The sequence below is a fragment of the uncultured Tateyamaria sp. genome, assembly GCF_947496075.1.
In the GTDB taxonomy this organism is placed as follows: Bacteria; Pseudomonadota; Alphaproteobacteria; order Rhodobacterales; family Rhodobacteraceae; genus Tateyamaria.
On sequence record NZ_CANMBJ010000002.1, the window covers coordinates 597891 to 622388 of the forward strand.

The window sequence follows — 24498 nt, forward strand, 5'->3', positions numbered from 1 at the left end:
TGTTGAATTCTGCGATCTGTTGGGACACAGTTGGATCAGGCCTTGCTCGGGCCTCCACCCTCCATCTGGGAAGCATTTGTCATGTAGAGCGAAGTCATTTTAACCTGTCTCGTTCGAGCGCGTGCATAAGGAGGGATTGCGGAAGCAGCTCGAAAGAGGAGGACTAAAGATGCACATTTCCGCTCCTGTCTATCATTTGAAGCGACAGGCCAAACTGTTGGCCCGCCAGACTGGTACGCCGTTGAACAAAGCGCTGGACCAGATCGCAACTTCCGAAGGCTTCCAAAGCTGGGGGCATCTGACTTCATCCTTGCCAAAAGGGCGTGCCGCCGAAATCGTCTTGCCCCAGCTCCACGCAGGCGACCTCATGCTCCTGGGTGCGCGGCCCGGACACGGCAAAACGCTTCTTGGCCTGGAATTGGCATCAATGGCAGCAACTCTGGGCCGGAAGGGGTTTTTCTTTACCCTCGATTACCACGAGCCAGCCGTTGCAGATCGGTTTGCAGATTTAGGCATTGACCAGGTATCTGCGCAGAAGACCGTGGAAGTTGATACGTCGGATGAAATATCGGGCGGCTATGTCGTCAGCCGGCTTGAGCGCTGCCACACACCTGTTGTGGCCGTAATTGACTACCTTCAACTCCTTGATCAAAGGCGCACCAATCCAAACCTGCCGGACCAGATCGCTTCACTGCGGACTTATGTGAAGGCCACCGGTGCGATTTGCGTGGTGATCTCACAAATCGACCGATCGTTCGACCTGAGCGGCAAACCCATGCCGGACGCATCAGATGTACGTTTGCCCAACCCACTTAATCTGTCGGCCTTCGACAAAGTCTGCTTCCTGCACAATGGTAAGGTTCAGGTTGATCGGGCCGCGTAGTCGAACCGCAAGGGGCGGTGCGGGCATTCAGCGAATACCCGTGCCGTCCAATGTGGCGCTAAACCCCGCTGTTGCGAACCGTCGATCCGGGGATCAGGCGAAAGCCAATATCGGTGCAGGTCGGTACGGGTTCGTCCGTCAGGCGCCCCATCATCATCTCGGCCGCTTTCTGGCCGAGCTTCAGATGTGACACGTGGCACGAGGTGAGGCGCCGGTTCATCACCGATGCAATCGGCAGGTCACCCCATCCGGCAATACCAATGTCATCCGGCACCGATAGCCCCTTGGCCGCGCAATACTGCAAACCGCCAAAGGCCATCGCGTCATTCTGATAAAAGATGCACTCGATATCGCGGGCGGCGGCCAGCAACTGCTCTGTTCCGTAAAAGCCCGGGTAGTAGGTGGCTGTATCATGCAGGCAAAGCTGCTTTACCACTGCTCCGCCGGCACCCTCGACCGCCTTGCAGAAGCCATTCAGTCGCTCAGTTGCCGCGTTCGCGGTGTCATGCGACGTCCCCACATAACCGATATTCTGATAGCCAAGCGATGTCAGGTAGCGCCCCATATCAAAACCGCTGTCGAAGTGGTTGATGCCCACGCTCATGTCGAGGGGGCTGGAGTTCAAATCCCAAATCTCGACCACAGGAATACCCGCGTTCCGCAACATGTCCGTCGCGCGGGGCGAGTGGTAGCGACCGGTCAGAATGAGGCCCGCCGGTTGCCACGACAAAACCGTCCTGATCCAGTTTTCTTCCTCTTGCTGGGTGTGCTGCGTGAGCCCCAGAACGGATTGGTATCCAAAGGTGCCCAACTTGCGGTCGATCCCTTCGAGGACCTGGGCAAAAACCTCGTTTCCCAGATCCGGGATCGACACGCCGATAAAGGTCGAGTTCTGATCGCCCGCAAACACGGTTGCCAAACGATTCGGTAGGTAGCCAAGGACGTCGACCTGCTCCATCACCTTGACACGCGTTTTTTCCGAATACCCACCTTCACCACGCAAAACCCGGCTGGCAGTCATCTTCGACACACCTGCAGCCTGTGCGACCTCAGACAGGCTTACTTTATTGTTTTTACTGCTCTTTTCCACGTTTCACGCCATCTTACGTTACGGGTAACTTAAGCCTTGACAGAGCGTGTGCTCTGACCTGATGCTAGCGGAATGTTACGGGTAACTCAACGGGGAGGTTGGGGCCCGGCATCCCGGAGGAGACGCCATGCCAGACCTGCAGTCAGGTTTGTTTTTTGACAGCATCGACAAGCATTTTGGCGGCACCTATGCGCTCAAGGATGTTTCGTTGACGGTGGGGCGAGGCGAAATCGTTGCCCTTCTGGGTGAGAACGGTGCAGGCAAGTCGACCCTGATCAAAGTGCTTGGTGGCATCCATACGGCAGACGCTGGCCGCGTGTTGATTGATGGTGAGCCGTACCAGCACAAACCGGCAGGGTTTGGCGAGCGGCAGAAGGTGGCCTTCATCCACCAGGATCTTGGCCTGATCGAGTGGATGACGGTGGCCGAAAACATCGGCCTCGCTCTGGGCTTCTCTCGCAAGAATGGGCTGATCCGTTGGAAGGATGTCGAACACTTTGCCGTGGAAGCGCTCCTCAAGGTGGACGCCGAATTTGATCCGACCGCGCGGGTCGAAGACCTGACACGGACCGAGAAATCGCTGGTGGCGATTGCCCGTGCGCTGGCTGTAGACAGCGAATTTCTGGTTTTGGACGAGCCCACCGCATCGCTGCCCGCGGATGAGGTGGAGCGGCTGTTCGCGGCCATCCGGCCCCTGCGTGAAAAGGGCGTCGGGATGATTTATGTGTCCCACCGCTTGGACGAGATTTTTCAGATCGCAGATCGCGTGGCCGTGTTGCGCGACGGTGCGATGGTGGGCGTGCGCAGCATCGACCACACCACGCCCGAAGAGCTGGTGCAGAAAATTGTAGGCCGCAAGACCCGTGAAACAGTCAAGGCGACGGATGCGATTGGCGAAGCGGTGCTGTCCCTGCGCAACTTCGAAGTGGCGGGGATGCAGAAACTGGATTTCGATCTGCAAAAGAACGAAGTGTTGGGCCTTGTGGGCCTGCGTGGTGCAGGGCACGAGGCCATCTCGCGTGCGCTCTTTGGACTTGTGCCCTTCGATGGAGAGGTGACGCTGGGTGGGGTGCAACCCGACCTGTCGAACCCGCAGAAAGCGCTGCATTCCGGTGTCGGGCTGGTCGCCAAGGACCGGACCGAAGAGTCCGTGGCCATGAGCCTTTCGATCCGGGAAAACACCTTTCTCAACCCCGATGGGATTGGCCGCAAACTGCTCAACATGCTGTCCCCGAGGGTCGAAGCCGAACAGGCCGCCATCATCGGGGCCGAGTTGGGCCTGTCACCGAATGATCCGACCCTCGCGATCGAGGCGCTGTCTGGCGGCAACCAACAGAAGGTCGTCATTGGCCGCTGGCTTGCCACCAAGCGCAAACTTCTGATCTGCGAGGATCCGACGGCGGGTGTGGACGTGGGGGCCAAATCCGAGATTTATGCACTTCTTAACCGTGCGCTTGGTGACGGGGTCGCGATCCTGATCATGTCCACCGATTTCGAAGAGATCGCCTCAATTTGCCACCGGGCCATCGTGTTTAGCCAAGGGGCGATTGTCGATGAACTCAGCGGCACACGGCTGACAACTGAAAACCTGATCCAGTCGGCTTCGGCCGGGAATATCAAGACAGAAGGGGGCGGTGCGAATGCAGTCGCTTGAATCCAGCGCACTCGAGCCGACCAAGGCCGAACTCAAAGGACTGCCCATGGGCAAGCGTCTGATGCGGTTCCTGCCGGTCTACGGTCTGGTCATTCTGACAGTGTTCCTGATTGGCCTGTTCTCGGTCCTGTTGCCCAATACGTTCCCGACGATGCTGAACCTGCGGTCCATCATCTCGGACAAAGCAATCATCGCGCTTTTGTCGCTTGGGGCGATGATCCCCATGGCAGCGGGGCGGATCGACCTGACCGTGGGCTACGGTATCGTTCTGTGGCACATCCTTGCCATCAGCCTGCAAACCATGCTGGGCCTTCCGTGGCCCATAGCCGTTGCGATTGTGCTTCTGCTGGGGGCATTGACCGGGTTCCTGAATGGGCTGCTGGTTGAGGTCGCCAAGATTGACAGTTTCATCGCCACGCTGGGCACCGGTACAGTGCTTTATGCGCTGGCGCTGTGGCACACGGGCGGTCGGCAGATGGTGGGGCTGTTGCCCGACGGGTTCTATGCCCTGAACACCACCTTCGTCTTTGGCCTGCCCATCACCGCATACTACCTGGTCGTGATCACGGTCGTGATGTGGATCGTCCTCGAATACACGCCTGTGGGTCGGTACCTTTATGCCATTGGTGCGAACCAGCGGGCAGCACAGCTGAACGGCATTCCCACGCGGAAATACGTGATTGGCGCCTTTGTCGCGTCCGGCTCCATGACCGCTCTGGCCGGTGTGCTGCTGGCCGCGAAACTGCGGATCGGACAGGCGTCGGTGGGGCTCGAGTTCCTGCTGCCCGCGCTCGTTGGGGCCTTCCTGGGCTCAACCACGATCAAACCCGGACGGGTCAATGTCTGGGGCACCGTTGTGGGTGTCGTCATTCTGGCCGTGGGTATTTCAGGCATTCAACAATTCGGCGGCTCCTTCTGGGTCGAGCCGCTTTTTAACGGAGTTACCCTGCTGGTTGCCATCGGCATCGCAGGATACGCTCAGCGCAAAAAAGGTGCAGACAAGCGCTGAGCACAAAATTGCAAAGGGAGGAAACTATGCAAAAACGTACATTCATGGCCGGATTGATGGCCACGACAATGATGACTGCCGTGCCGGTACTGGCAGCAGATTGGGATGGCCCAACCACCGGACCCGCAGCGGCGGACGGCAAATCCATCGTTGTCGTTGCAGGTGATTTGAAAAACGGCGGTATCCTGGGCGTGACCACAGGTGTTGAAGAGGCCGCAGCGAAAATCGGTTGGGAAGTTCGCGTGCTGGACGGCGCCGGTTCTATTCAGGGTCGTACAGCCGCGATTGGTCAAGCGCTGGCGCTGAAGGCCGACGGCATCATCATCAACGGCTTTGACGCCGTGGAACAGCAGGCCGCCTTGGAAGGCGTGGTATCTGCAGATGTACCCATGGTTGCTTGGCACTCCGGCCCCGTTATCGGATGTGACGCGCCTGGCGGTATCTTTGCCAACGTATCGACCGACGCCATGACGGTGTCCGAAGTGGCCGCCGAATGGGCCATCGATGATGCCAAGGCTGCGGGCGAAGAGATTGGCGTGGTGATCTTCACCGACAGCACGTACCAGATCGCTATCGACAAGGCCGACCGGCTGAAAGAGACGGTCGAAGCAGCGGGCGGCAAGGTGCTGGAATACGTGGACACGCCGATTGCGGACACATCGACCCGCATGGGCCCCCTGACCACGTCGCTGCTGCAGAAATACGGTGAAAGCTGGACCCACGCGCTGGCGATCAATGACCTGTATTTTGACTTCATGGGACCATCGCTGGCCGCTGCGGGCCTTGCGCCTGATGCAGGCCCGCAAGCCGGTTCCGCCGGTGACGGATCAGAGGCTGCGTTCCAGCGTATCCGGTCCAACGGCTATCAAGCCATCACCGTGGCCGAGCCTCTGAACCTGCAAGGCTGGCAACTGGTGGACGAGCTGAACCGCGCCATCCAGGGCGAGGCGTGCTCGGGCTATGTCACCTCACCTGCGCTTGTGACGCCGGAAGGTCTGGCCAAGTTGGGCGACAGCAACCAGTTCGACCCCGACATCCCCTACCGGGACGCTTACGCCACGATCTGGGGCAAATAGTTCTCCCCCGCGGGGTCGGACGGCAAGGTCTGGCCCCGCACCTTAATCCGAATATTTTGGGCGCGTGCGCAGCCCGATCTATCCGAGCCACCGGAGGAAAGAGATATGGCTGATACGCCACTCGTGCAGATGCGCGGAATAACCAAACGGTTCGGCGGCGTGACCGCGCTGCAGAATGTCGACCTGAGCGCCTATGCGGGCGAAGTGCTGGCGATCGTCGGCGACAACGGCGCCGGGAAGTCGACCCTGATAAAGGTGCTGACAGGCGTCTACCAGCCGACCGAGGGCGACATCTATATCGACGGCGAAAAAGTCGAGTTCTCCAACCACGCAGACGCAGCTAGGGCAGGGATCGACGCCGTCTATCAAACGCTGGCCCTGGCCGACCACCTTGATCCCGCCGCCAACATGTTCCTGGGCAATGAACTGACCAAGAAGGTGTTGGGCGTCACCGTGCTCGACAACAAGAAGATGCGATCGGAGACCGAGCGCGTTTTGATGGAACGTCTGGGCGTGCGCCTGAAGTCGCTGGATGCGCCCACCGACAGCCTGTCGGGCGGCCAACGTCAGGCCGTTGCCATTGCGCGCGCCGTCTATCACGAGGGGCTGCGGGTTCTGGTCATGGACGAACCCACCGCCGCTTTGGGTCCGCAGGAAACCGCGCGGACCCTGAAATTGATCAAGGCACTGAAAGCCCAAGGCTTGGCGGTGATCCTGATCAGCCACTCGCTGGATGATGTGTTCGAGGTTGCGGACCGTGTTCACGTGCAGCGCCGCGGCCAATGCGTGGGCGTGGCACTCACCGCTGAAAGCTCGACCCAGGAAGTGTTGGGCATGATCGTTGGTGCCAAGGAGGACGCCGCATGAACACCGCAGTTGACACAGACTACAAGCCACCGCTGAGCGAACGGCTTGAGCCGTACATGGCGGTCATCGCGCCGATGGCAATGATTGCCGCCATCTTTCTGTTCATGGCCGTAGCCTCGCCCGATCGGTTCTATCGGATCAGCAATCTTGAGCTGATCCTACAGGACGCGGCCCTCTATATGCCGATGGCGATGGCGATGACCTTTGTCATCACCCAACGCGGCATTGACCTTTCCGTTGGGTCGGTGGCCGTGCTTTCGGCCATCATCATGGCGTTTCTGGTCAAGCAATACGGCTTTTCGATCTATGTCGGCATTCCGATTGCCCTGACCATCGGGGCCCTTCTGGGCCTGATCAACGGTCTTGTGATCACGCGCTTCAACGTGCCTGATTTGATCGGCACACTGGCAATGGACCTTGTCTACAAAGGTCTTGCGCTGCTGTTGGCCAAAGGTCTGGTTCTGGCACGTTTCCCCGACATCCTGACGGAAATGGGTCGTGGTCAGACGCCGTTCTTCATCCCCACACCGGCGGTGATCGGCATTCTGACCATGGTGGCGGGTTACTACATCCTGCAACGCACGCATTTTGGCCGCTACACGGTCGCCATCGGCTCCAGCCCGGAATCGGCGGAACTGACAGGCATCGGCGTGAAGCGTCACAAGGTCTATGCCTATGTGTTGTGCGGAGCCTGCGCCGCGCTTGCGGGTCTGATGCTGACCGGCAAACAGAACGCCATTCAGGCGACGATGGCACCGTTCTTCAATCTGCACGTCATCGCGGCGGTGGTTGTGGGGGGCACATCCCTGTTCGGTGGCCGCGCGTCCATCATCGGATCGTTCTCGGGGGTGCTGCTGCTTGCCATGATGCTGAACGCTTTGGTGACGCTGCGCATCGAGTTTTTCTGGCAGCCGGTAGCGTCGGGCTTTGTGATTATCAGTTCGGTCGCGCTCTATGCCTGGATCCAGAAGAAGGACCGCGATGGTGCAGGCGGCTGGTTTGCCGATCTCAAAACAGCCGAAGGTCAGAAATTGGTGCGCTTTTCTGCGCTACTGATCGGCGCACTGATAGCCCTTTTGGCTATCGGAGGCGTCTTTGCCGGGGATATCGCACCAAGCGGATAAACCGGCCAATGCGGGGTGGCCAGGCCGAGGGTGCAGCCCCGACCTGGCCGATGGCCCCGCTCTCATTGCAAAGGGAGGAACCAAGATGAGATTTTTAGCAACCACAGCCCTCGTGGCAACAGCGATGACCGGAATGGCACTGGCCGACGGCCACGCAACCCTGCCGCTGAAGGAACTGCCGGATATCGCAGAGCGCGACCACTGGGTGCCTGACGAGGTGAACGCCGAAGGCAAGCTGGAAGCCATGCAAGCCGTCGTTGGCGGCGAAGCGGTGAAGTTCAGCGGGACGCAAGAAGCGCCCATTCAGATCGCCCTGATCTACCCTTCGTCGGACACTTCTGACTTCTGGGCGCGCAACTATCTGGCGATGACCAAGCGTCTCGACCAGCTGGGCATTCAGTACGAAACAACCGAGTTTGCGTCACGCCAGATCGAACACTCGCTGCAAACGACCTATGCCAACCAGGTGGTGCTGGACAAAGACATCTATGACTATGTCGTCTTTGGCCCGTCGGAACTGGCCATTCAGGGCGACAACATCGCGAAACTGGCGGCGGAAAAAGACGACCTGACGACCTATGTCTGGGCGTTCCACACCCCGCTGAAAGACCTCGCGCATCAACCTGCAGCATGGTTCGATTTCTCGTCTGCTGCCGGTGCCCTGACCATGTGCGACTACATGATCGGGCGCTTGGGCGAAGGCGTGACCATGGCGATGAACCGCGGCATCCCCGGAATCACCGACAACCAGCGTTCAGGTGATTTCAAAGCCTGCGTCGAAGAAAAGGCGGGCTGGACCACGGTGTATGAACACTATGGCGAGTATCAGCGCGAAGGTGGTTTTGCCGGCACATCGCTGATCCTGCAATCCTATCCGGAAGCCACGATCATCCACAACGCGAACACCGCGATGGCGATGGGCTCGGTTGAGGCGCAGGTTTCAGTTGGCAAAGAGAAGGAGATCTTCTCGACCGGTTGGGGCGGCACGGGCCTTGAGCTGGACGCCATTCGCCGTGGCGAGCTGGATGCGACACCGATGCGTATGGGGGACGACGTGGGCGCCGCAACGGCCGAAGCCATCAAGGCTGATCTTGAGGATCGCGCGGATGAGCTGCCCTTCGTCTTCCTGGGCCGGATCACCGTGGCCCATGATCAGATGAGCGCGGAAGAGATCGACGCGCTGGAACAGGAAGCGTTCCGTTTCTCGGGTGTCGGCGCGCTCAAGCGATAACAAGTCTCTGCGCCATCCCTTCTCGGGGTGGCGCGCACATTTCACGTTGACGGCGTGTGGCCCATAGGGCGCATCTCCGCCTACCTACTCTCAACGTACCAGGGTCAGTGCCCTCTAACGTGAGGTTTCCGCAAGCTTCGGATTGCGAGACGTCCCTGACTGCACCACATTACACGCATGAAACAGGCGGACGTGCATACCCAATTCGGGGACCTGACAGTAACCGAGGATCAGGGCGCCATCATTCGCGTCTCATGGGGCGTGTCCGGCTGTGCCGATCGCTCAGAGGCGCTGGACGCCGCGGTCGCGCAACTGCAAGCCTATGATGCCGGTGAGTTGGAGACATTCGATCTGCCAATCGCCGTGCGCGGCTCGCAACTGCAGCGGGATGTCTGCGCCGAGATGTCCAAGATCCCCTTTGGCCAGACCATGACCTATGGTGACATTGCCAAGACGCTCGGGGTGCCTGCTCAGGCCATCGGTCAGGCCTGCGGTGGCAATCCCATTCCCGTCATCATTCCCTGCCACCGGGTGATGGGGGCGAAGGGGCTGACCGGGTTTTCCGGGGCAGGAGGGGTTGAAACCAAGGTGGCCCTTCTGCGCCACGAAGGCGGGTACTTGATCTAGCGTTGCGGGATTAACTGCTGCGCCATACCGGCAAAGACCAGATACAGTGACGTGATCACCAGACCCCAATGCGCCCAGCTTTCGGGGTGGAAGTCGACCCACGCCGCCCAACCGGCAAAGAAGGTCCACGCCAGCGCCATCGGCAAGCTCAACCAACGCCAGCGTTCGGTCCGCACCGGGTGGATGAACTTGATCGGCAGGAACATCCCGACAGCCAGCACGCTCACAAGGGCCAGCGAGACCCAGAAATTCGGCTCAAGGGCAAAGATGACCAGCACAACCATGTTCCAGCACCCCGGAAAGCCCGAGAACGAATTGTCCTTTGTTTTCATGCGGGTGTCGGCGAAATACATGGCCGAAGCAAAGGTGATCAGGATGATGGCCACCCAGCCCGTCCAACCTGCCATAAGGCCCGAGGCAAAAAGCGCAAATGCCGGGATGAAAACATAGGTCAGATAGTCAATGATCAGATCAAGCAAGACGCCGTCGAACTCGGGCGCATTGGTCTTTACATTGTATTTCCGGGCAAGGGGGCCGTCGATACCATCCACGAAAAAGGCCACGACAAGCCACAGGAACATTAGGTCCCATTTCGCCTCGACGGCAGCCAGCATGGCCAGCATTGCGAACACGGCGCCGGTGGCCGTCAGAAGGTGAACGCTCAACGCGCGCATTTGCAGTGTCATTTGCCTGTCATGCTGCATGATGCGCAGGGTTGCAAATGCAAAACCGCGCCGAAGGGGTCGGCGCGGTCAGGTGCAAGGCCAAAAAATAGCCCGTGTGCCGGCTACTGGCCCAGGCGCACTTCTTCGAGGGGGTAACCCAGATAGTCCTGCGCTTCCCAGCCTGCGTGACAGTCATGGCAGAAGCTCTGCTTGACCTTCATCACCTTGCCATTTGGTTGCAGCCCGGCATAAAGCCATCCGGCGGTGTCGGGCGCTTCGTCAGTACCCACCTTGGTCATGATGAACAGCGGACCAGGGCGCGCGGCCTTCTTCTTGATCGAAACCGTGATCGACTCCTTGGCCAGGATCGACCCCACCGGCATTTCAAAGCCTTCTTCCTCGAACTTCAGATACTGTTCGGCGGCCACGTCATTGGCATATGTGTTCAGAAGGCGGTTGCCATGCGGTCCAGCCACGGCTGGGCGCGATGCCGTTGCGGCCCAACTGCGGTAGTTCGAACCGATCTCGTCACCTTCCTTGGCATAGCCGGTTGCCATCTTTTCCTGAAGGCAGTCGTAAAGAACGCCGATCTGATCCTCGGTCAGGTCAAAAGCGTCCTCAACGGTAATGGCTGTACATTCTTCTGCGCTGGCGGCTCCAGCAGTTATCGCAAAAACGGCTGCGTATGTTAGCTTGCGTAGCATGTTCCGCGTCCCCTCCGTGTTGATTTTGTATGCCACGGCATGCTGACGGAAGGACGGCCCCGCGCATAGCCTAGGGGCGATCACCTTTTATGCACATTACCGTGAGGGTGGGGCGCCTACGCCTTCGGATGGGCCTTGGCGTAGACTTCCATCAGCCGAACCGTATCGACCGCCGTGTATGCTTGCGTGGTCGAGAGCGACGCATGGCCCAGAAGTTCCTGAATGGCCCTTAAATCGCCGCCCGCATTCAACAGATGCGTGGCAAAGCTGTGGCGCATGGCGTGAGGTGTCGCACTGGCTGGCAGACCCAATTGCATGCGGGCATTGGCCATCACCTTCTGAATGGCGCGCGGGGCCAGTGCACCCCCGCGAACAGCGCGAAAAAGTGGTCCGTCAGCGGGCAGGTCATAAGGACAGGCGGACATGTACGCCTCAACAGCGTCACGGGCCGCATCAATCACCGGCACAATCCGTTCTTTGCCGCCTTTACCCACAATGCGCAGGACTTGGGGCAGGGGCGCTTGACCCGCCGTCAGGGACAAGGCCTCGGATATGCGCAATCCACAGCCCCAAAGCAGGGTCAGAACAGCGGTATCTCGTGTTCCGATCCACGGCTTGTCCGATTGCAGTGGGGTGATGTCCAACAACTCGCGCGCCGCCGACTCGTCCAGTGGGCGCGGCAGCTTTTTGGTAAATTTCGGAGCCCGCGTACTGAGTACCGCAGTGGGTTCAAACCCTTCCCGCGCAGCCAACCACTTGTAGAACGCCTTGACCGCAGACAGCTTGCGCGCCAGCGACCGCGCGCCGACCCCGCCCGCGCGTGTGCGGGCCATCCATGCGCGCATGTCGCGCGTATCAATGCGCGCCAAGGCCCCAAGGCCCTGTGTCTGGCCCGAATGCTCGGTCATGAAAGCAAGGAATTCGGTGATGTCATTGCCATAGGCCGTGACGGTGTTTTCGGCCGCCCCCTTGATCGCACGTTGATGCGCCAGAAAACCTTCCAGCGCGTCGCGGGCGGCGGGGGAAATCAGGCTCATCCCAACCAGCGCCGCATGGCCCGTTCGAAGACCCCGGTGAAAAAGGCTAGAAGGTCGGTGCCTTGTTGCGGGCCAAACATGTGCGGGTCTTCGGCACCCATGACCAAAAGGCCGGGCAGGCGGCCATCGCCAAAATCGAGCTTCAAGCACGCTTCAGATCGGATCCAGGTTGCGTCGTCGCCATAAATTTCGGGATCCGCGTCCTGCACTTGGCGCAGGGTGACTTGCCGCACATTGCCGCCACGCCCATCGGTCAGGTAGTCGTCGATGAAACCGGGTTCCGCTACGCTCAGGACTTCGCCCAGGCGCTGAACGGCAGGGTCGTTGTCGTTCTGCACGGATTCGAGCACCAGTTTGACGGCGTCCACGCGCAGAATTTCCGCCACTTCCCCACCCAGATCGCGCAGGAAGGGTTCGAATTCCATCGGGTCCAGCATCCGCAGGATCGCGCGGTGGATCTGATTGGTTCCGGCCAGGTTTTCATAGGCGGCAGCAATGACCGAACGGTGCGTATCCTCAAGACGGTCCAATCGCGCCTCAAGCCGTTCCATCGCCAGTCCACGCAGATCGACAATGTTGCCACCCATCGCACGTTCGTTCGCGGCGATCAGGGCATGCATCAAATCCTTGTCGTCCAGAATGACGTCCGGACGCGTAATGATCGCCTCTCGCAGGGCGTCGTCAATCTTGGGCTGGCTGCTCATACCGTACCTGTTCTTTTTCTTGGCCGCTTCCATAACACAGCGGATTCGCGAAATCTGCCCTGAACTTGGAATAATTGTTCAGAAGGCAGCGTGATGTTGCCAAGTGACGCTACGACCGGGGAAGGGGCATGATTTTCTCCCCGTGAACGGGAATTTTTGTCCGTCCATATCCGCCCCATGGAACACACACGCGAAGCCACCACTCACGGATCCGGACCCGAGATTTTTCCCTTGGGACCGGATGCGCTTCGGGTGATGCTGAGACGGGCCAGAGAGATCTGAGTTAAAGGATCTTCTGACCCGTCTTGGCCCAATCCTTCATAAAGGCATCAAGGCCCTTGTCCGTCAGAACGTGGTTCGCCAGCTTCTTGATGACATCCGGGGGCGAGGTGATGACATCGGCACCGATCTTGGCGCAATCCTGAATATGGTTTACGGACCGGATCGATGCGGCAAGGATTTCCGTCTCGAACCCGTAATTGTCATAGATGGTGCGGATGTCCTCAATCAGCTCAAGACCGTCGATATGGATGTCATCCAGCCGTCCGATGAAGGGTGAAATGAAGCTTGCCCCGGCCTTAGCCGCCAGCAGCGCCTGGTTGGCCGAGAAGCAGAGCGTGACATTGACCATCTTGCCTTCGCCCGACAGTACTTTGCAGGCCTTCAGCCCGTCCCATGTCAGCGGCAGCTTGACGGTGATGTTTTCAGCGATCTCGGCCAATTTGCGCCCCTCAGCGATCATCGCGTCGGCTTCCAGCGCGACCACTTCCGCGCTGACAGGGCCATCGACCAGGTCACAGATTTCCTTGGTCACTTCCAGAATGTCGCGCCCTGATTTCAGGATCAGCGAAGGGTTCGTGGTGACACCGTCGACCATTCCAAGGTCGTTGAGTTCTGCGATGGCATCAATCTCGGCAGTATCTACGAAGAATTTCATGTGCGGTCCCCTTGATGGCTTGGCGTTTGCTTGTGATGGCTTTACCTCATGGCGGGTGAAGACTGAACCCCTCATATGTTGGCGCTAACATGACGCCCTCGTTTTATGACGAAGGCGCGTTGCTGGCCGTGATGACCACGCAGCCGCTGGACCGGGCGCTTGACTACAAGGCGCCCGAAGGTGGCTGTCACCTGGGCGCCTTCGTCGAAGTGCCACTTGGCCCGCGCAAAGTGCTGGGCGTGGTGTGGGGACCCGGCAAGGGCGACTATGACTACAACAAGGTGCGGTCAGTCCTGCGGGTGCTGGACGCCGCCCCCATGCGGGACGAGATGCGCGCTTTTCTGGAAAAGGCCGCAGCTTACACGCTCACACCCATGCCCGCCATGCTGCGGCTCGCCACCCGCGCACCGGGGCTGGGCGATCCGCCGTCGATGCGCAAGGTCTACCGCCGCGGTCCATCCGAACCCGATCGGATGACGGATGCTCGCCGCCGCGTGCTAGAATTCCTTAGCGAATACGGTGATTTGTCATTCACACTTAAAGAGCTCGCAGAGCTGTCGGGCGTCACATCCTCCGTCATCAAGGGGCTGGTGAAGCAAGGCGCTGTCGCCGAGGAAGACAGCCCCCGTGATCTGCCATTCCCGCCCATGGACCCCGCCCGACCGGGCAAAGAGTTGACGGAGGATCAAGCAAGGGCAGCAGGGCATATCGCCAAGGCCGTGCAATCCGGTGCTTACGGAACAACGCTCCTGCGAGGTGTCACCGGATCGGGCAAGACCGAGGTTTACCTCGAAGCTGTCGCCGCCTGCCTGAGCGCAGGACGGCAAGCGCTTGTCCTCCTGCCGGAAATCGCCCTGACTGCCGAATTCCTCAAACGGGTCGAGGAACGGTTCGGTGCGCGCCCCGCCGAATGGCACTCGGGTGCGACCATGACCGAAAGGCGGCGTATCTGGCGCATGGTGGGCCAGGGCAATGCGCAACTGGTGATCGGCGCGCGTTCAGCCCTGTTCCTGCCCTATCAGAACCTCGGCTTGATCGTCGTGGATGAGGAACACGACACCTCTTACAAGCAGGAAGACGGGGTACTCTACAACGCGCGCGACATGGCCGTGCTGCGGGCCTCGCTGCTCGGGGCGCAGGTGGTGCTGGCCTCGGCCACGCCGTCGCTCGAAAGCTGGGCGAACGCTGAAAGTGGCAAGTACACGCGGCTGGACCTCGAAGCGCGCTTTGGGCCCGCGGTCATGCCGACGATGCAAACCATCGATATGCGGGCTGAAAAACTACCCTCGAACCGATGGGTCTCCGAAGAACTGAAACGCGCGGTCGAGGCGCGGCTGGCGGCAGGCGAACAGGCCATGCTGTTTCTGAACCGGCGCGGCTACGCCCCGATCACGCTGTGCCGTGCCTGCGGACATCAGGTGGGCTGTGATCAATGCGATGCGCGCATGGTCGAACACCGGTTTCTCAAGCGTCTGATGTGCCACCAATGTGGCGAGACGAAACCGATGCCAACTGTCTGCCCCTCCTGCGAGGCCGAGGATCGGATGGCCCCCGTCGGCCCGGGTGTCGAAAGACTGGGTGAGGAAGCGGTCGAATTGTTTCCAGACGCCCGCGTGGCGGTGCTCAGCTCGGACATGTACGGCTCGGCCCGCGCGCTCAAGGCCGAGATCGAAGGGATCGCCGAAGGCGCTGCTGATGTTGTTATCGGCACGCAACTGGTGGCAAAGGGGCACAACTTTCCGAACCTGACACTGGTGGGTGTGATCGATGCAGACCTTGGCCTGCAAGGGTCAGACCTACGTGCCGCGGAACGGACATTCCAACTGATGCGGCAAGTGGCTGGCCGGGCGGGCCGTGCAGAAAAGCCGGGCACGGCACTGTTGCAGACCTATCAACCGGAACACCCGGTGATAAGCGCCATTCTGGCGGGGGACGAGGAAGGGTTCTGGCGGGCTGAGGCCGCGCAACGCGAGGCGGCAGGCGTGCCGCCTTATGGCCGGATGGCGGGGATCATCCTCAGCGGTCCGGACGTCGCACAAGTGTTCGACGCCGCAAACGCATTGGCACGGAACACAAGCCCGTTGACCCGAGTGGGCGCGCAGGTCTTTGGCCCTGCGCCTGCGCCCATTGCCCGCGTTCGTGGACGGCACCGGGTGCGGCTGCTGGTCAAAGCGGGCAAGGGTGTCGCGCTGCAAGGGGCGATTGCGCAATGGGTGGGGCAGCTGCGGCTCAGGGGTGACTTGCGGCTGGCTGTCGATATCGATCCGCAAAGCTTTTACTGACGGACACGGCGCACGGCACGTGCGCCTTACCTCTTGGCGGATGTTCGCGTTTCGTGCTACTGACAGGCAAAAGCCAAAACAAATCGGGCGAGGGCAGCACATCATGCGAATCTTGGGGATCGACCCTGGCTTGCGCCACATGGGTTGGGGGATCATCGATTGCGACGGTCCGCGCTTGCGCCACGTTGCCAACGGCATCTGCCATTCGACGGGCGATGACCTGTCCTTGCGCCTGCTCAGTCTGTTTGACCAACTCAGCGCCGTGATCGCCGACCATGCCCCGCAGGCGGCAGCCGTCGAACAGACCTTTGTGAACAAGGATGGCGCAGGCACCTTGAAGCTGGGGCAGGCGCGGGGCATCGCCATGCTGGCCCCGGCGCGTGCAGGGTTGTCGGTGGGCGAATACGCCCCGAACGCGGTCAAGAAAACGGTTGTGGGCGTGGGCCATGCCGATAAGCGGCAGGTGGCACATATGGTTCGGGTGCAACTGCCCGGCGTCGACATTGCGGGCCCGGATGCAGCCGACGCGCTGGCCATTGCCATCTGTCACGCTCATCACGGTGCGGGGCAGGGGCTAGCCGCTGCCGTTGCGAGGGCGCGTGCATGATCGGAAAACTCTCGGGTCGGATTGACTACAAAGCCAGTGATCACATCCTGATCGACGTGCGCGGCGTGGGCTACATAGTCTATTGCTCGGACCGGACGCTGGCGGCGCTGCCACCGGTAGGTCAGGCCTGTGCGCTGTTCACAGACCTCGTGGTGCGCGAGGACTTGATGCAGCTTTTTGGCTTCCCGACGCTTGCGGAAAAGGAATGGCACCGCCTGCTCATGTCCGTGCAGGGTGTGGGGGCCAAGGCGTCGCTCGCCATCCTCGGCACGCTTGGGACGGACGGTACCAGCCGTGCCATCGCCTTGGGCGACTGGAACGCGGTGAAAGCGGCCAAGGGGATCGGCCCCAAGATTGCGCAACGGATTGTATTGGATCTCAAGGACAAGGCTCCGTCGGTCATGGCTATGGGCGGCACGGTGGCCGAAGCAACCGGCGATGCCGTTGCCGAAGCTGCCGCCGAGGTGATTGAACCCATGCCAGCTTCTGCTCCGCCCTCCTCTGCACAGGCGGATGCGCTTTCGGCTCTGGGCAATCTTGGCTACGGCCCGTCCGATGCGGCCGCCGCCGTGGCCCAAGCTGCCGGAGAGGACCCGGGCGCGGACACGCCCGCCCTGATCCGTGCGGCGTTGAAACTTCTGGCACCGAAAGGGTAGGGGTGGGCGGACGACACGTCCGCCTTACGAAGGAAGATGATGACCGACGCCTCTGATCCCACCCTGCGCGGAGCGCCTTTGCCTGACGATGATGCGGGTGGTTTCGACCGTGCACTGCGTCCACAGCTTCTTGAGGATTTCGTGGGGCAGGCCGAGGCCCGCGCCAACCTGCGTGTCTTTATCCAGTCCGCCAAGCAGCGGGGCGAGGCGATGGATCACACACTGTTTCACGGCCCGCCCGGTCTGGGCAAGACGACGTTGGCGCAGATCATGGCGCGCGAGTTGGGCGTCAACTTTCGGATGACCTCCGGCCCGGTGCTGGCCAGAGCCGGTGATCTGGCTGCCATCCTGACCAATCTCGAAGCGCGTGATGTGTTGTTCATCGACGAGATTCATCGTCTGAACCCGGCGGTCGAAGAGGTCCTCTATCCCGCGATGGAGGATTTCGAGCTAGACCTCGTGATCGGTGAAGGCCCGGCCGCCCGGACGGTTCGGATTGAGTTGCAGCCCTTTACCTTGGTGGGGGCCACCACCCGCATGGGTCTGCTGACGACGCCCTTGCGGGACAGGTTCGGCATTCCGACTCGGTTGCAGTTCTACACCGAAGACGAATTGTTCACGATTGTTGAACGCAACGCCCGCACCCTCGGTGCCCCTGCCGATGAAGGCGGCGCCCGCGAGATCGCCCGTCGTGCGCGCGGCACGCCGCGGATTGCTGGACGCTTGCTGCGCCGGGTCGTGGATTTTGCCGTGGTAGACGGGGATGGTCGGGTGACGCGGGAGTTGGCGGATGCCGCGCTGACGCGTCTTGGGGTAGATCATCTTGGTTTGGATGGTGCGGATCGTCGGTACTTGCAACTCATGGCGGACCACTATGGCGGTGGCCCTGTAGGCGTCGAAACCCTGAGTGCTGCGCTGAGTGAGAGCCGCGATGCTTTGGAAGAGGTCATCGAACCCTATCTTCTCCAGCAGGGTCTGATCCAACGGACCCCGCGGGGACGGATGCTGGCGCAGCGGGCGTGGCGGCATCTGGGGCTTGAGGCGCCGAAATCATCGGGCGACCTGTTCGACTAGGATATGCATATGAAAGCAGATGATATTGAAGCGCTGTTCAGGCGGGAAAGCGGTGATTATGCCTTTGCCCGCTGGGGTCGTCCGATTGCACCTGTGGTGTTTGGGGTGCAGGACGAAACCCTTGGCACGATCAAGGGCGCGGTTGAGGCGGTGTGCCAGCTGGCCGGGCACGAGACGGCTGAGACGGATCCCGAACTGGGGTCGAACTTCATGTGGTTCTTCTTTTCCGACTGGGCCGAGTTGCCCGAGGTTCCGGGGTTGGACAGGCTTGTACCCGATCTTGAGCCGTTGGTGGCGCGGCTGCAACGGGCCGACGCGAACCAATATCGAATCTTCCGGTTTGATGAGGCGGGGGCGATCAAGGCCTGCTTTGTGTTCCTGCGGATGGACCAGAATCTGAGCAAGGTCCCCGCGGAGACGCTGGCCCTGAGCCAGGTGGTGCAGTCGATGCTGCTGTGGTCCGATTTGGCCTTCCGGGACCGATCGCCGCTGGCTGTGGCGGGGGAGGCGACGGTGTTGCGGCCCGACATCGCGACGTTGATCCGGGCGGCCTATGACCCGGTGATGCCAGTTGCGGCCAATGACGCATCCCATGCGTTGCGGTTGAGTGCGCGCGTTACAACAGCAAGTTGATCTGTCCCCGCGGGGACAGCCTGTTCGGTCAATCCACGGGATTTCAATCGGTCCGTGATCCACGCGCCCTTTCAAGGGCTTGTGGTAACGCACTGTCGCACAAGCAGAAATTAACCACGCGCGGCCCATGCTGGTGCCGAGGACGGGCGGCGCGGTTTAGCCGCCCAATGACCGCAGCAACTCAACCGATGGATCGCCTGTGGCCGGCAAACCGCGGCTGGTCTGGTAGGCGGTGATTGCCGCACGGGACTTTGGCCCCAAAACCCCATCTGCACCGTCCGTGTCAAACCCTTGTGCCGTCAAGCGGCGTTGCAGATCGACGCGGTCATCCTTGGTCAGCCCGTAACGGTCGGGCGGGAAACTGCCACGCAAGGGACCGCCGCCAGCGATGCGGTCAGCCAAATGGCCCACGCCAATCGCATAGCTGTCGGAGTTGTTGTAAGTCTTGATGACCCGGAAATTGCGCGTGACGGCAAAGCGTGGTCCACCGGGTTGGGGCTGGATCACGGTGCCCGCAGCGTCGCCGGTCACTTCGCGTCCCCAGCTTTGGCCCGATTGCCAACCGTTGCGCGACAAATACGCAGCGGTGGAAGCAAGGCTGTCGCTTGGATCATCCGACCAGATATCGCGCCGCCCGTCGCCAGTGAAATCCACCGCAAAGGCCTGGTAAGACGTGGGGATGAATTGTGTGTGCCCCATGGCTCCGGCCCAGGAGCCGGTCATGTTGGCCGGGCTCACATCCCCCGATTGCAGGATGCGCAGCGCCTCGATCAATTGCTTTTCAAAGAAGGCCCCACGGCGCCCATCAAACGCGAGGGTGGACGTGGCCGAGATCACCGGCACATCGCCGCGCCGTTCGCCATAGAAGCTCTCCAACCCCCAGATCGCGGTCACGATGTTGGCGGGTACGCCATAGCGCGCCTCGACCGCGTTCAGAGTGCTGCGGTGGCGGGCATAGGCGGCACGGCCCTTGGACACGCGTTCGTCCGAGGCGGCGATGGACAGGTAGTCTTCGAGCGTGCGGGTAAATTCGGTCTGGTTGCGGTCGCGCCGCACAACGCCCGGGAGATAGCCGGTGCCACGGAACGCTGCGTTGAGCGTGGACTGCGAAATGCCTGCGCTCGCGGCCCTGCCGCGGAAGCTGGCGACCCATGCGTCGTAGGCGGCGTTGGGGGTGGGGCGCAGGTCTGCTGGTAGGCCCGTGCTGCTGCTGCCGATGCGTGTCGCCGTGGTGGTTGTGGCGCAGGCGGAGAGGGTCACGGCGCCAAGACCGAGAAGGGCAGTTCTGCGGGTGAGATGCATGGGTTGCCTGTTTTTTTATTGACTGCTGAGCAGAGGGTAGCCTGTGGAGGAGGTTGTGCAAAGACCGCGTGGGTCTATCGGCGGTTTCGTGGCGTTTGTTGGGGGAGGTGCTTGCGTTCCTGAACCACATTTCAGGTTGAGTGCAGAACGCCAGTTTTGCGCCGCTTAGGTGCTGGGCCGCATAGCATCCCAAAGTGTTGAATGCTGTGCTTGGGTCGAATGGCCGCTTTTGCGTTCTAGCCGCTTGTCATGCCCGCGATCATTGCACCAAGTGCAACGAGGTGGACGAGCATGAGCGCTTTGTCATTCCACAGTGCTCCGACAGCAAACCAGCCGATGACACCAACGAGGAACAGATACAGATTCCAAGGCGTCCAACCGAACCCGGTGGCAGTGTAGCCCATGATCTGAACAGCGGATGCCCCCCATTTGACTGCAAAAACAAGCCGATCCCGGGACAAACCAATGACAACGGCTTCAGACGGCACGGGTCAGCCCGCCGTCGATGCGCAGGTTTTGCCCTGTCATGTAGGTCCCGTTCTCAGAGGCAAGCCACGAGATCAAAGAGGAAACTTCAGCCGCATGCCCGTATCGTCCCATGGGAATACGCGCCTTGCGATCTTCGGTTTCCGGCAAGCTGTCGATGAAGCCCGGAAGGACATTGTTCATGCGGATATTGTCTGGAGCGTACTTGTCGGAATAGAGCTTCGTAAATGCTGCCAGTCCGGCCCGGAACACTCCTGATGTGGGAAAAAGCGGATCGGGTTCGAACGCCGCAAATGTCGAGATGTTGATAATCGCACCGCCGCCTTGTGCCTGCATCACCGGCGTGACGAGCCTGGTCGGTCGGATCGCATTCATCAGATAGACTTCCATCCCGTGATGCCAATCTTCGTCGCTGATTTCCAAGACCGGGCCTTTCGGACCGTGACCAGCAGAGTTGACCAACACATCAATGCGCCCCCAACGGTCCATGGCACCCTCGACCAACTGGGTGAGCGCATCACTATCGAGATTGGAGCCTGTGACACCAAAGCCGCCAAGTTCGATACCAAGCGCTTCCCCCTTGCCGGAAGAAGAAAGGATGCCGACCATGAAGCCGTCTGCCGCGAGTTTGCGTGCGGCATCCGCGCCCATGCCGCTCCCGCCTGCCGTGACCAGCGCTACTTTTACTACAGACATCTCGTGCTCCTCTGTTTCGCCTTGCGATATCTACTTCGGCGGAAAAGGGAGATCGAATTAGATTTGATATTTCGTAGCAGTAGAAATACTATTGCCACATGTCCGAACTTCCCCCGCTGAATGGTTTGCGCGCCTTTGATGCTGCCGGACGCCGGCTCAGCTTTCGTGCAGCTGCTGACGAGCTTGGCGTTACGCAAGGCGCTGTGGCGCAGCACGTCCGTCACCTCGAAGCGCATCTTGGTGTCACCTTGTTTGACAGGGTGCCAAAGGGTTTGGCTTTCACGACAATCGGTCGTGTCTATCACGCCCGCATTGCAGCCGTCTTTGCAGAGCTCCGCGCGACAACGGCTGACCTGAAGCCGGAGCCGGATAAAGTTCTGATCAGTGTCACGCCGACCTTTGCAGCCAAGTGGTTGATCCCAAATTTGCCGCGCTTCACCGAAGCCCATCCAAATATCGACCTGCGGATCATGGCGACCGAGAAAGTCTCCAGTTTCCACAGTGATGGGATAGACTTGGCCATTCGCCAAGGATCGCCACCATTTGGTGCTGCGCTGCAGGTTACCAGGCTGTTCAAACAGGAACTGGTTGCAGTTGCCGCGCCTCAGCTTGCGGGCGACGGACAGGAGCCGCTTGATCCCGATATCCTCTCAGGACAACCGAAGATACATGATACCCATGATCTTTGGCCGAGGTATCTTGCCAGTATGGGTCTTCACGACGCGGCGTCCCGAGGTCTTCGACTAAGCCAAACGTCGCTTGCGGTTGATGCTGCCATCGCTGGGCAAGGCGTGGCCTTGGTGAGCCGTTTTCTGGTGGCGCATGACCTTGAGGCGGGTCGTTTGTTAGAAGTTGGAGAGGCGTGGACCGCCGGAGGAAACGACTTTTACCTCCTCATGCAGCGCACGGCCAAACACAACGGGGCTGTGTTGGACGTCGTGAAGTGGTTTACATCGCATTCGGACGAGGGGAAGTGGCAGCCATTGGGCCCTGAGAGCGAACATTCAAATGATTGATGCAAAATACATTTTTGTCTCTCAGGGAATTATCCCAAGTCGTCGATTATCGGGCAATCTGGTCGGTGATCACCTTGGCATGACGCGACCAGATACGTGAGCTTGTCGTGCAATGGCTGTAATTCCCGTTGCTTCTCTTTGATCTCTTCAAGTTGCTTGGATGCTGCGGAAATGTTCATTCGGGGCGATGCTTGACATTCCAGTTACTGGAAGGATTGGGTTCCCACAACATGGGATCAAGACTAGGCCGCAGATAGTCCTCGATGGGGAACGCATTGGTGGTTTCGATGATCTGAGTGCGGATGTGGGCAAGCCGCCCAAAGCGAAAGATGCCACAATTCATAAACCTGTGGCGCTTTTCTCTGTCGCTGCATTGATGAAGGTCGGCATGGCACTCTGGATGCTCTCAAAACTGTGATCTGATACCGTTTGACCCTCCACTGACTGGAAGGTGTAGCCATGGGAAGACGAGCAAGAAGCAAGAAAAATAATGAAGACAACCCTCTCAATCACAGCAGCTATCGCCATCAGTGTCGTGGGATACGTGCTTTGGCCTGGCACCGACCAACCCACGTCATCGCAAGAAGTCGAAGTTGCTGTCGCTGACAAGGCGTTGGCGGACATCGTCCTCCCAGACACTCTCTCTGTGAATGCACAGATCGGCAAACGTGGCTTCGACGCGAACTGTGCGGCCTGTCATGGCACCAATGCAGTTGGTCAGGATGGCGTCGCGCCTCCATTGATTCACATCATCTATGAACCAAGCCACCACGGTGATGAGAGCTTTCAACGGGCCGTCGCCATGGGCGTTAGAGGGCATCATTGGCCCTTCGGAAGCATGCCTCCGATCGAAGGTCTCAACCGTGGAGACGTTACGATGATCACAGCGTATATTCGTGAAGTACAACGGGCCAACGGCATCAACTGATGGCTCTGAAAGGAACAAGAATGAAGAAGACCTTCCTGACCAGTATCACATTGATCTGGGCAACTGCAGCGGCTGCGCATTCACCATTGGAATCTACCGTCCCAGTGAATGAGGCCGTTGTTGAAGAAGTCCCAAGTGAGATCGTCCTGGACTTCAAAGGCAACGTTCGTCTCACCCGTGTAACGCTGACCCACGCAGCGCATGAAGCTGACCTCGACCTGGATGGCTTCAACGGGTTCGTTTCTGACTACACAATCCCGATGCAATCCATGGGTGCAGGAACCTATCAGATCGAATGGCGTGGCCTTGGTGACGATGGTCATACCATGAATGGGACCTTCAGCTTTACGGTAGAGGAATAGTGCCGGACATCTGGGGTTTGGCCGCGATGGCCACGAAGTTTCTGCTGTACCTTGGGGTGCTGACATCCGCAGGGACAGTCTTTGCTGTTATCATGTTCAAAATTTCGGGCGTCAGGGCCTTTGCCAGCATCTTTGCTGCTGTTGGTCTGGTCGCAGCGGTGCTTGGGTTTTTGCTGGGCGGAGCCGCACTGACGGGTGATGCCAGTGGCATGACCGATCCAGAGATGCTGGGATTGCTCTGGGCGACCCCTGTAGGAACGGCGCTGGCCTATCGTTTCGTTGGCTTGGCACTCTTGATCGTCGGACTTCCGCTTGGTCATCCCGGCCTTTGGGCGTCGGCGCTGGGTGGTCTACTCGCACTTTGGTCATTCGCCATTGTTGGGCATATTCCCGACCGCGAACTGCTTTGGTTGGATGCCCTCCTGCTGATCCATCTGATCGCCATGGCAATGTGGGTTGGCATCCTGACACCGTTGAGACGGCTGGCAAATGTCGGGGCTACATCAGAGACTGCTGACCTCGGCCAACGCTTTGGCCGTCTGGCTATGCTTTTTGTCCCCCTGCTCATTCTGATGGGGCTGGTGATGAGCTATATCCTCGTTGGATCAATCAATGCGCTTCTCGGCACGGGATATGGGCAGGCCCTGATCGTGAAAGTGTTGCTGGTGGGTGTTCTGCTCAGCCTCGCAGCCCTAAACAAGGTGCGCTTTGTTCCCAAGTTGATGGCGGGTGAAGCCCAGGCCTCTGAACATCTATCCCGCTCCATCTCTTTTGAGTGGATTGCGGTCGTTGCTATCCTGCTGACGACCGCCATTCTGACATCTGTACTGACGTTGCCATCGTGAGGA

At 59.9% G+C, this 24498-nt stretch carries 27 protein-coding genes; 18 read left to right on the forward strand and 9 right to left on the reverse strand.

What is annotated here, in order from left to right:
• Positions 1–169 precede the first annotated feature (169 nt).
• The gene (locus Q1A51_RS06835) at positions 170–883 is read left to right on the forward strand and encodes a DNA helicase (RefSeq protein WP_299598356.1); all 714 of its coding nucleotides are present in this window, start codon (positions 170–172) and stop codon (positions 881–883) included.
• Between the two features lie 58 nt (positions 884–941).
• On the opposite strand, the gene Q1A51_RS06840 is transcribed toward Q1A51_RS06835, so the two are convergent.
• Complete coding sequence (locus tag Q1A51_RS06840; protein ID WP_299598353.1) at positions 942–1973, reverse strand: LacI family DNA-binding transcriptional regulator; 1032 nt, start codon at positions 1971–1973, stop codon at positions 942–944.
• Between the two features lie 127 nt (positions 1974–2100).
• Between Q1A51_RS06840 and Q1A51_RS06845 the strand changes: the two genes are divergently transcribed.
• The 7 genes from Q1A51_RS06845 (at position 2101) to Q1A51_RS06875 (ending at position 9561) form a co-directional block, all read left to right on the forward strand.
• A complete protein-coding gene (locus Q1A51_RS06845) occupies positions 2101–3627 on the forward strand; it encodes a sugar ABC transporter ATP-binding protein (RefSeq protein WP_299598350.1) in 1527 nt (508 codons plus the stop codon).
• A complete protein-coding gene (locus Q1A51_RS06850; protein WP_299598347.1) occupies positions 3614–4636 on the forward strand; it encodes an ABC transporter permease in 1023 nt (340 codons plus the stop codon). Before Q1A51_RS06845 ends, Q1A51_RS06850 begins: the two co-directional genes overlap by 14 nt.
• 26 nt (positions 4637–4662) lie before the next feature.
• Positions 4663–5712 carry a substrate-binding domain-containing protein gene (locus Q1A51_RS06855; RefSeq protein ID WP_299598344.1) on the forward strand — a complete coding sequence of 350 codons (1050 nt, stop codon included), beginning with the start codon at positions 4663–4665 and terminating at the stop codon, positions 5710–5712.
• Between the two features lie 105 nt (positions 5713–5817).
• The gene (locus Q1A51_RS06860; RefSeq protein ID WP_299598341.1) at positions 5818–6579 is read left to right on the forward strand and encodes an ATP-binding cassette domain-containing protein; all 762 of its coding nucleotides are present in this window, start codon (positions 5818–5820) and stop codon (positions 6577–6579) included.
• Positions 6576–7703, forward strand: a complete 1128-nt coding sequence (locus Q1A51_RS06865) for an ABC transporter permease (RefSeq protein ID WP_299598337.1) — start codon at positions 6576–6578, stop codon at positions 7701–7703. Before Q1A51_RS06860 ends, Q1A51_RS06865 begins: the two co-directional genes overlap by 4 nt.
• A gap of 85 nt (positions 7704–7788) precedes the next feature.
• Positions 7789–8934 (forward strand): substrate-binding domain-containing protein, encoded by a 1146-nt coding sequence (locus tag Q1A51_RS06870; protein WP_299598334.1) that lies wholly within the window; start codon positions 7789–7791, stop codon positions 8932–8934.
• Between the two features lie 177 nt (positions 8935–9111).
• Positions 9112–9561 (forward strand): methylated-DNA--[protein]-cysteine S-methyltransferase, encoded by a 450-nt coding sequence (locus tag Q1A51_RS06875; protein ID WP_299598331.1) that lies wholly within the window; start codon positions 9112–9114, stop codon positions 9559–9561.
• Here Q1A51_RS06875 and Q1A51_RS06880 read toward each other — a convergent pair.
• The 5 genes from Q1A51_RS06880 to fsa form a co-directional block, all read right to left on the reverse strand.
• Complete coding sequence (locus tag Q1A51_RS06880; RefSeq protein WP_299207575.1) at positions 9558–10247, reverse strand: CDP-alcohol phosphatidyltransferase family protein; 690 nt, start codon at positions 10245–10247, stop codon at positions 9558–9560. The two genes, Q1A51_RS06875 and Q1A51_RS06880, sit on opposite strands and share 4 nt — an antisense overlap.
• Positions 10248–10348: 101 nt before the next feature.
• Entirely contained in the window at positions 10349–10930 is a 582-nt protein-coding gene (locus Q1A51_RS06885) for a cytochrome P460 family protein (protein WP_299598327.1), read from the reverse strand.
• A 116-nt stretch (positions 10931–11046) separates the two neighbouring features.
• Complete coding sequence (locus Q1A51_RS06890) at positions 11047–11967, reverse strand: tyrosine recombinase XerC (protein WP_299598324.1); 921 nt, start codon at positions 11965–11967, stop codon at positions 11047–11049.
• The gene (locus Q1A51_RS06895) at positions 11964–12671 is read right to left on the reverse strand and encodes a DUF484 family protein (protein ID WP_299207583.1); all 708 of its coding nucleotides are present in this window, start codon (positions 12669–12671) and stop codon (positions 11964–11966) included. Before Q1A51_RS06895 ends, Q1A51_RS06890 begins: the two co-directional genes overlap by 4 nt.
• Before the next feature lie 283 nt (positions 12672–12954).
• Positions 12955–13608 carry a fructose-6-phosphate aldolase gene (gene fsa, locus Q1A51_RS06900; protein ID WP_299598320.1) on the reverse strand — a complete coding sequence of 218 codons (654 nt, stop codon included), beginning with the start codon at positions 13606–13608 and terminating at the stop codon, positions 12955–12957.
• An 89-nt stretch (positions 13609–13697) separates the two neighbouring features.
• Between fsa and Q1A51_RS06905 the strand changes: the two genes are divergently transcribed.
• The 5 genes from Q1A51_RS06905 to Q1A51_RS06925 all read left to right on the forward strand — a co-directional run bounded on the left by Q1A51_RS06905 (position 13698) and on the right by Q1A51_RS06925 (position 18860).
• Positions 13698–15890 (forward strand): primosomal protein N', encoded by a 2193-nt coding sequence (locus Q1A51_RS06905; protein ID WP_299598317.1) that lies wholly within the window; start codon positions 13698–13700, stop codon positions 15888–15890.
• 103 nt (positions 15891–15993) lie between these two features.
• Complete coding sequence (gene ruvC / locus Q1A51_RS06910; RefSeq protein ID WP_299598313.1) at positions 15994–16497, forward strand: crossover junction endodeoxyribonuclease RuvC; 504 nt, start codon at positions 15994–15996, stop codon at positions 16495–16497.
• Positions 16494–17153 carry a Holliday junction branch migration protein RuvA gene (gene ruvA / locus Q1A51_RS06915; RefSeq protein ID WP_299598310.1) on the forward strand — a complete coding sequence of 220 codons (660 nt, stop codon included), beginning with the start codon at positions 16494–16496 and terminating at the stop codon, positions 17151–17153. Before ruvC ends, ruvA begins: the two co-directional genes overlap by 4 nt.
• 39 nt (positions 17154–17192) lie before the next feature.
• On the forward strand, positions 17193–18227 hold the full coding sequence (gene ruvB, locus Q1A51_RS06920; RefSeq protein ID WP_299599663.1) for a Holliday junction branch migration DNA helicase RuvB: 1035 nt from the start codon (positions 17193–17195) through the stop codon (positions 18225–18227).
• Between the two features lie 9 nt (positions 18228–18236).
• On the forward strand, positions 18237–18860 hold the full coding sequence (locus Q1A51_RS06925) for a hypothetical protein (protein ID WP_299598307.1): 624 nt from the start codon (positions 18237–18239) through the stop codon (positions 18858–18860).
• A gap of 156 nt (positions 18861–19016) precedes the next feature.
• Here Q1A51_RS06925 and Q1A51_RS06930 read toward each other — a convergent pair whose 3' ends face one another.
• From Q1A51_RS06930 to Q1A51_RS06940, 3 genes are all read right to left on the reverse strand, one after another.
• Positions 19017–20162, reverse strand: a complete 1146-nt coding sequence (locus tag Q1A51_RS06930) for a lytic murein transglycosylase (protein WP_299598305.1) — start codon at positions 20160–20162, stop codon at positions 19017–19019.
• Between the two features lie 236 nt (positions 20163–20398).
• Positions 20399–20650, reverse strand: coding sequence for a DUF6552 family protein (locus Q1A51_RS06935; protein WP_299598302.1), 252 nt, complete (start codon positions 20648–20650; stop codon positions 20399–20401).
• Entirely contained in the window at positions 20640–21344 is a 705-nt protein-coding gene (locus Q1A51_RS06940) for an SDR family oxidoreductase (protein ID WP_299598299.1), read from the reverse strand. Before Q1A51_RS06940 ends, Q1A51_RS06935 begins: the two co-directional genes overlap by 11 nt.
• 98 nt (positions 21345–21442) lie before the next feature.
• Between Q1A51_RS06940 and Q1A51_RS06945 the strand changes: the two genes are divergently transcribed.
• The 5 genes from Q1A51_RS06945 (at position 21443) to Q1A51_RS06965 (ending at position 24495) form a co-directional block, all read left to right on the forward strand.
• A complete protein-coding gene (locus Q1A51_RS06945) occupies positions 21443–22360 on the forward strand; it encodes a LysR substrate-binding domain-containing protein (protein WP_299598296.1) in 918 nt (305 codons plus the stop codon).
• Between the two features lie 187 nt (positions 22361–22547).
• Positions 22548–22778: a hypothetical protein gene (locus Q1A51_RS06950; protein WP_299598293.1), complete on the forward strand. Its 231-nt coding sequence runs from the start codon at positions 22548–22550 to the stop codon at positions 22776–22778.
• Positions 22779–22850: 72 nt separating this feature from the next.
• The gene (locus tag Q1A51_RS06955) at positions 22851–23288 is read left to right on the forward strand and encodes a cytochrome c (RefSeq protein WP_299598290.1); all 438 of its coding nucleotides are present in this window, start codon (positions 22851–22853) and stop codon (positions 23286–23288) included.
• 20 nt (positions 23289–23308) lie between these two features.
• Positions 23309–23650 (forward strand): copper resistance CopC family protein, encoded by a 342-nt coding sequence (locus Q1A51_RS06960; protein WP_299598286.1) that lies wholly within the window; start codon positions 23309–23311, stop codon positions 23648–23650.
• Positions 23650–24495 (forward strand): CopD family protein, encoded by an 846-nt coding sequence (locus tag Q1A51_RS06965; protein WP_299598284.1) that lies wholly within the window; start codon positions 23650–23652, stop codon positions 24493–24495. Before Q1A51_RS06960 ends, Q1A51_RS06965 begins: the two co-directional genes overlap by 1 nt.
• Positions 24496–24498 lie beyond the last annotated feature (3 nt).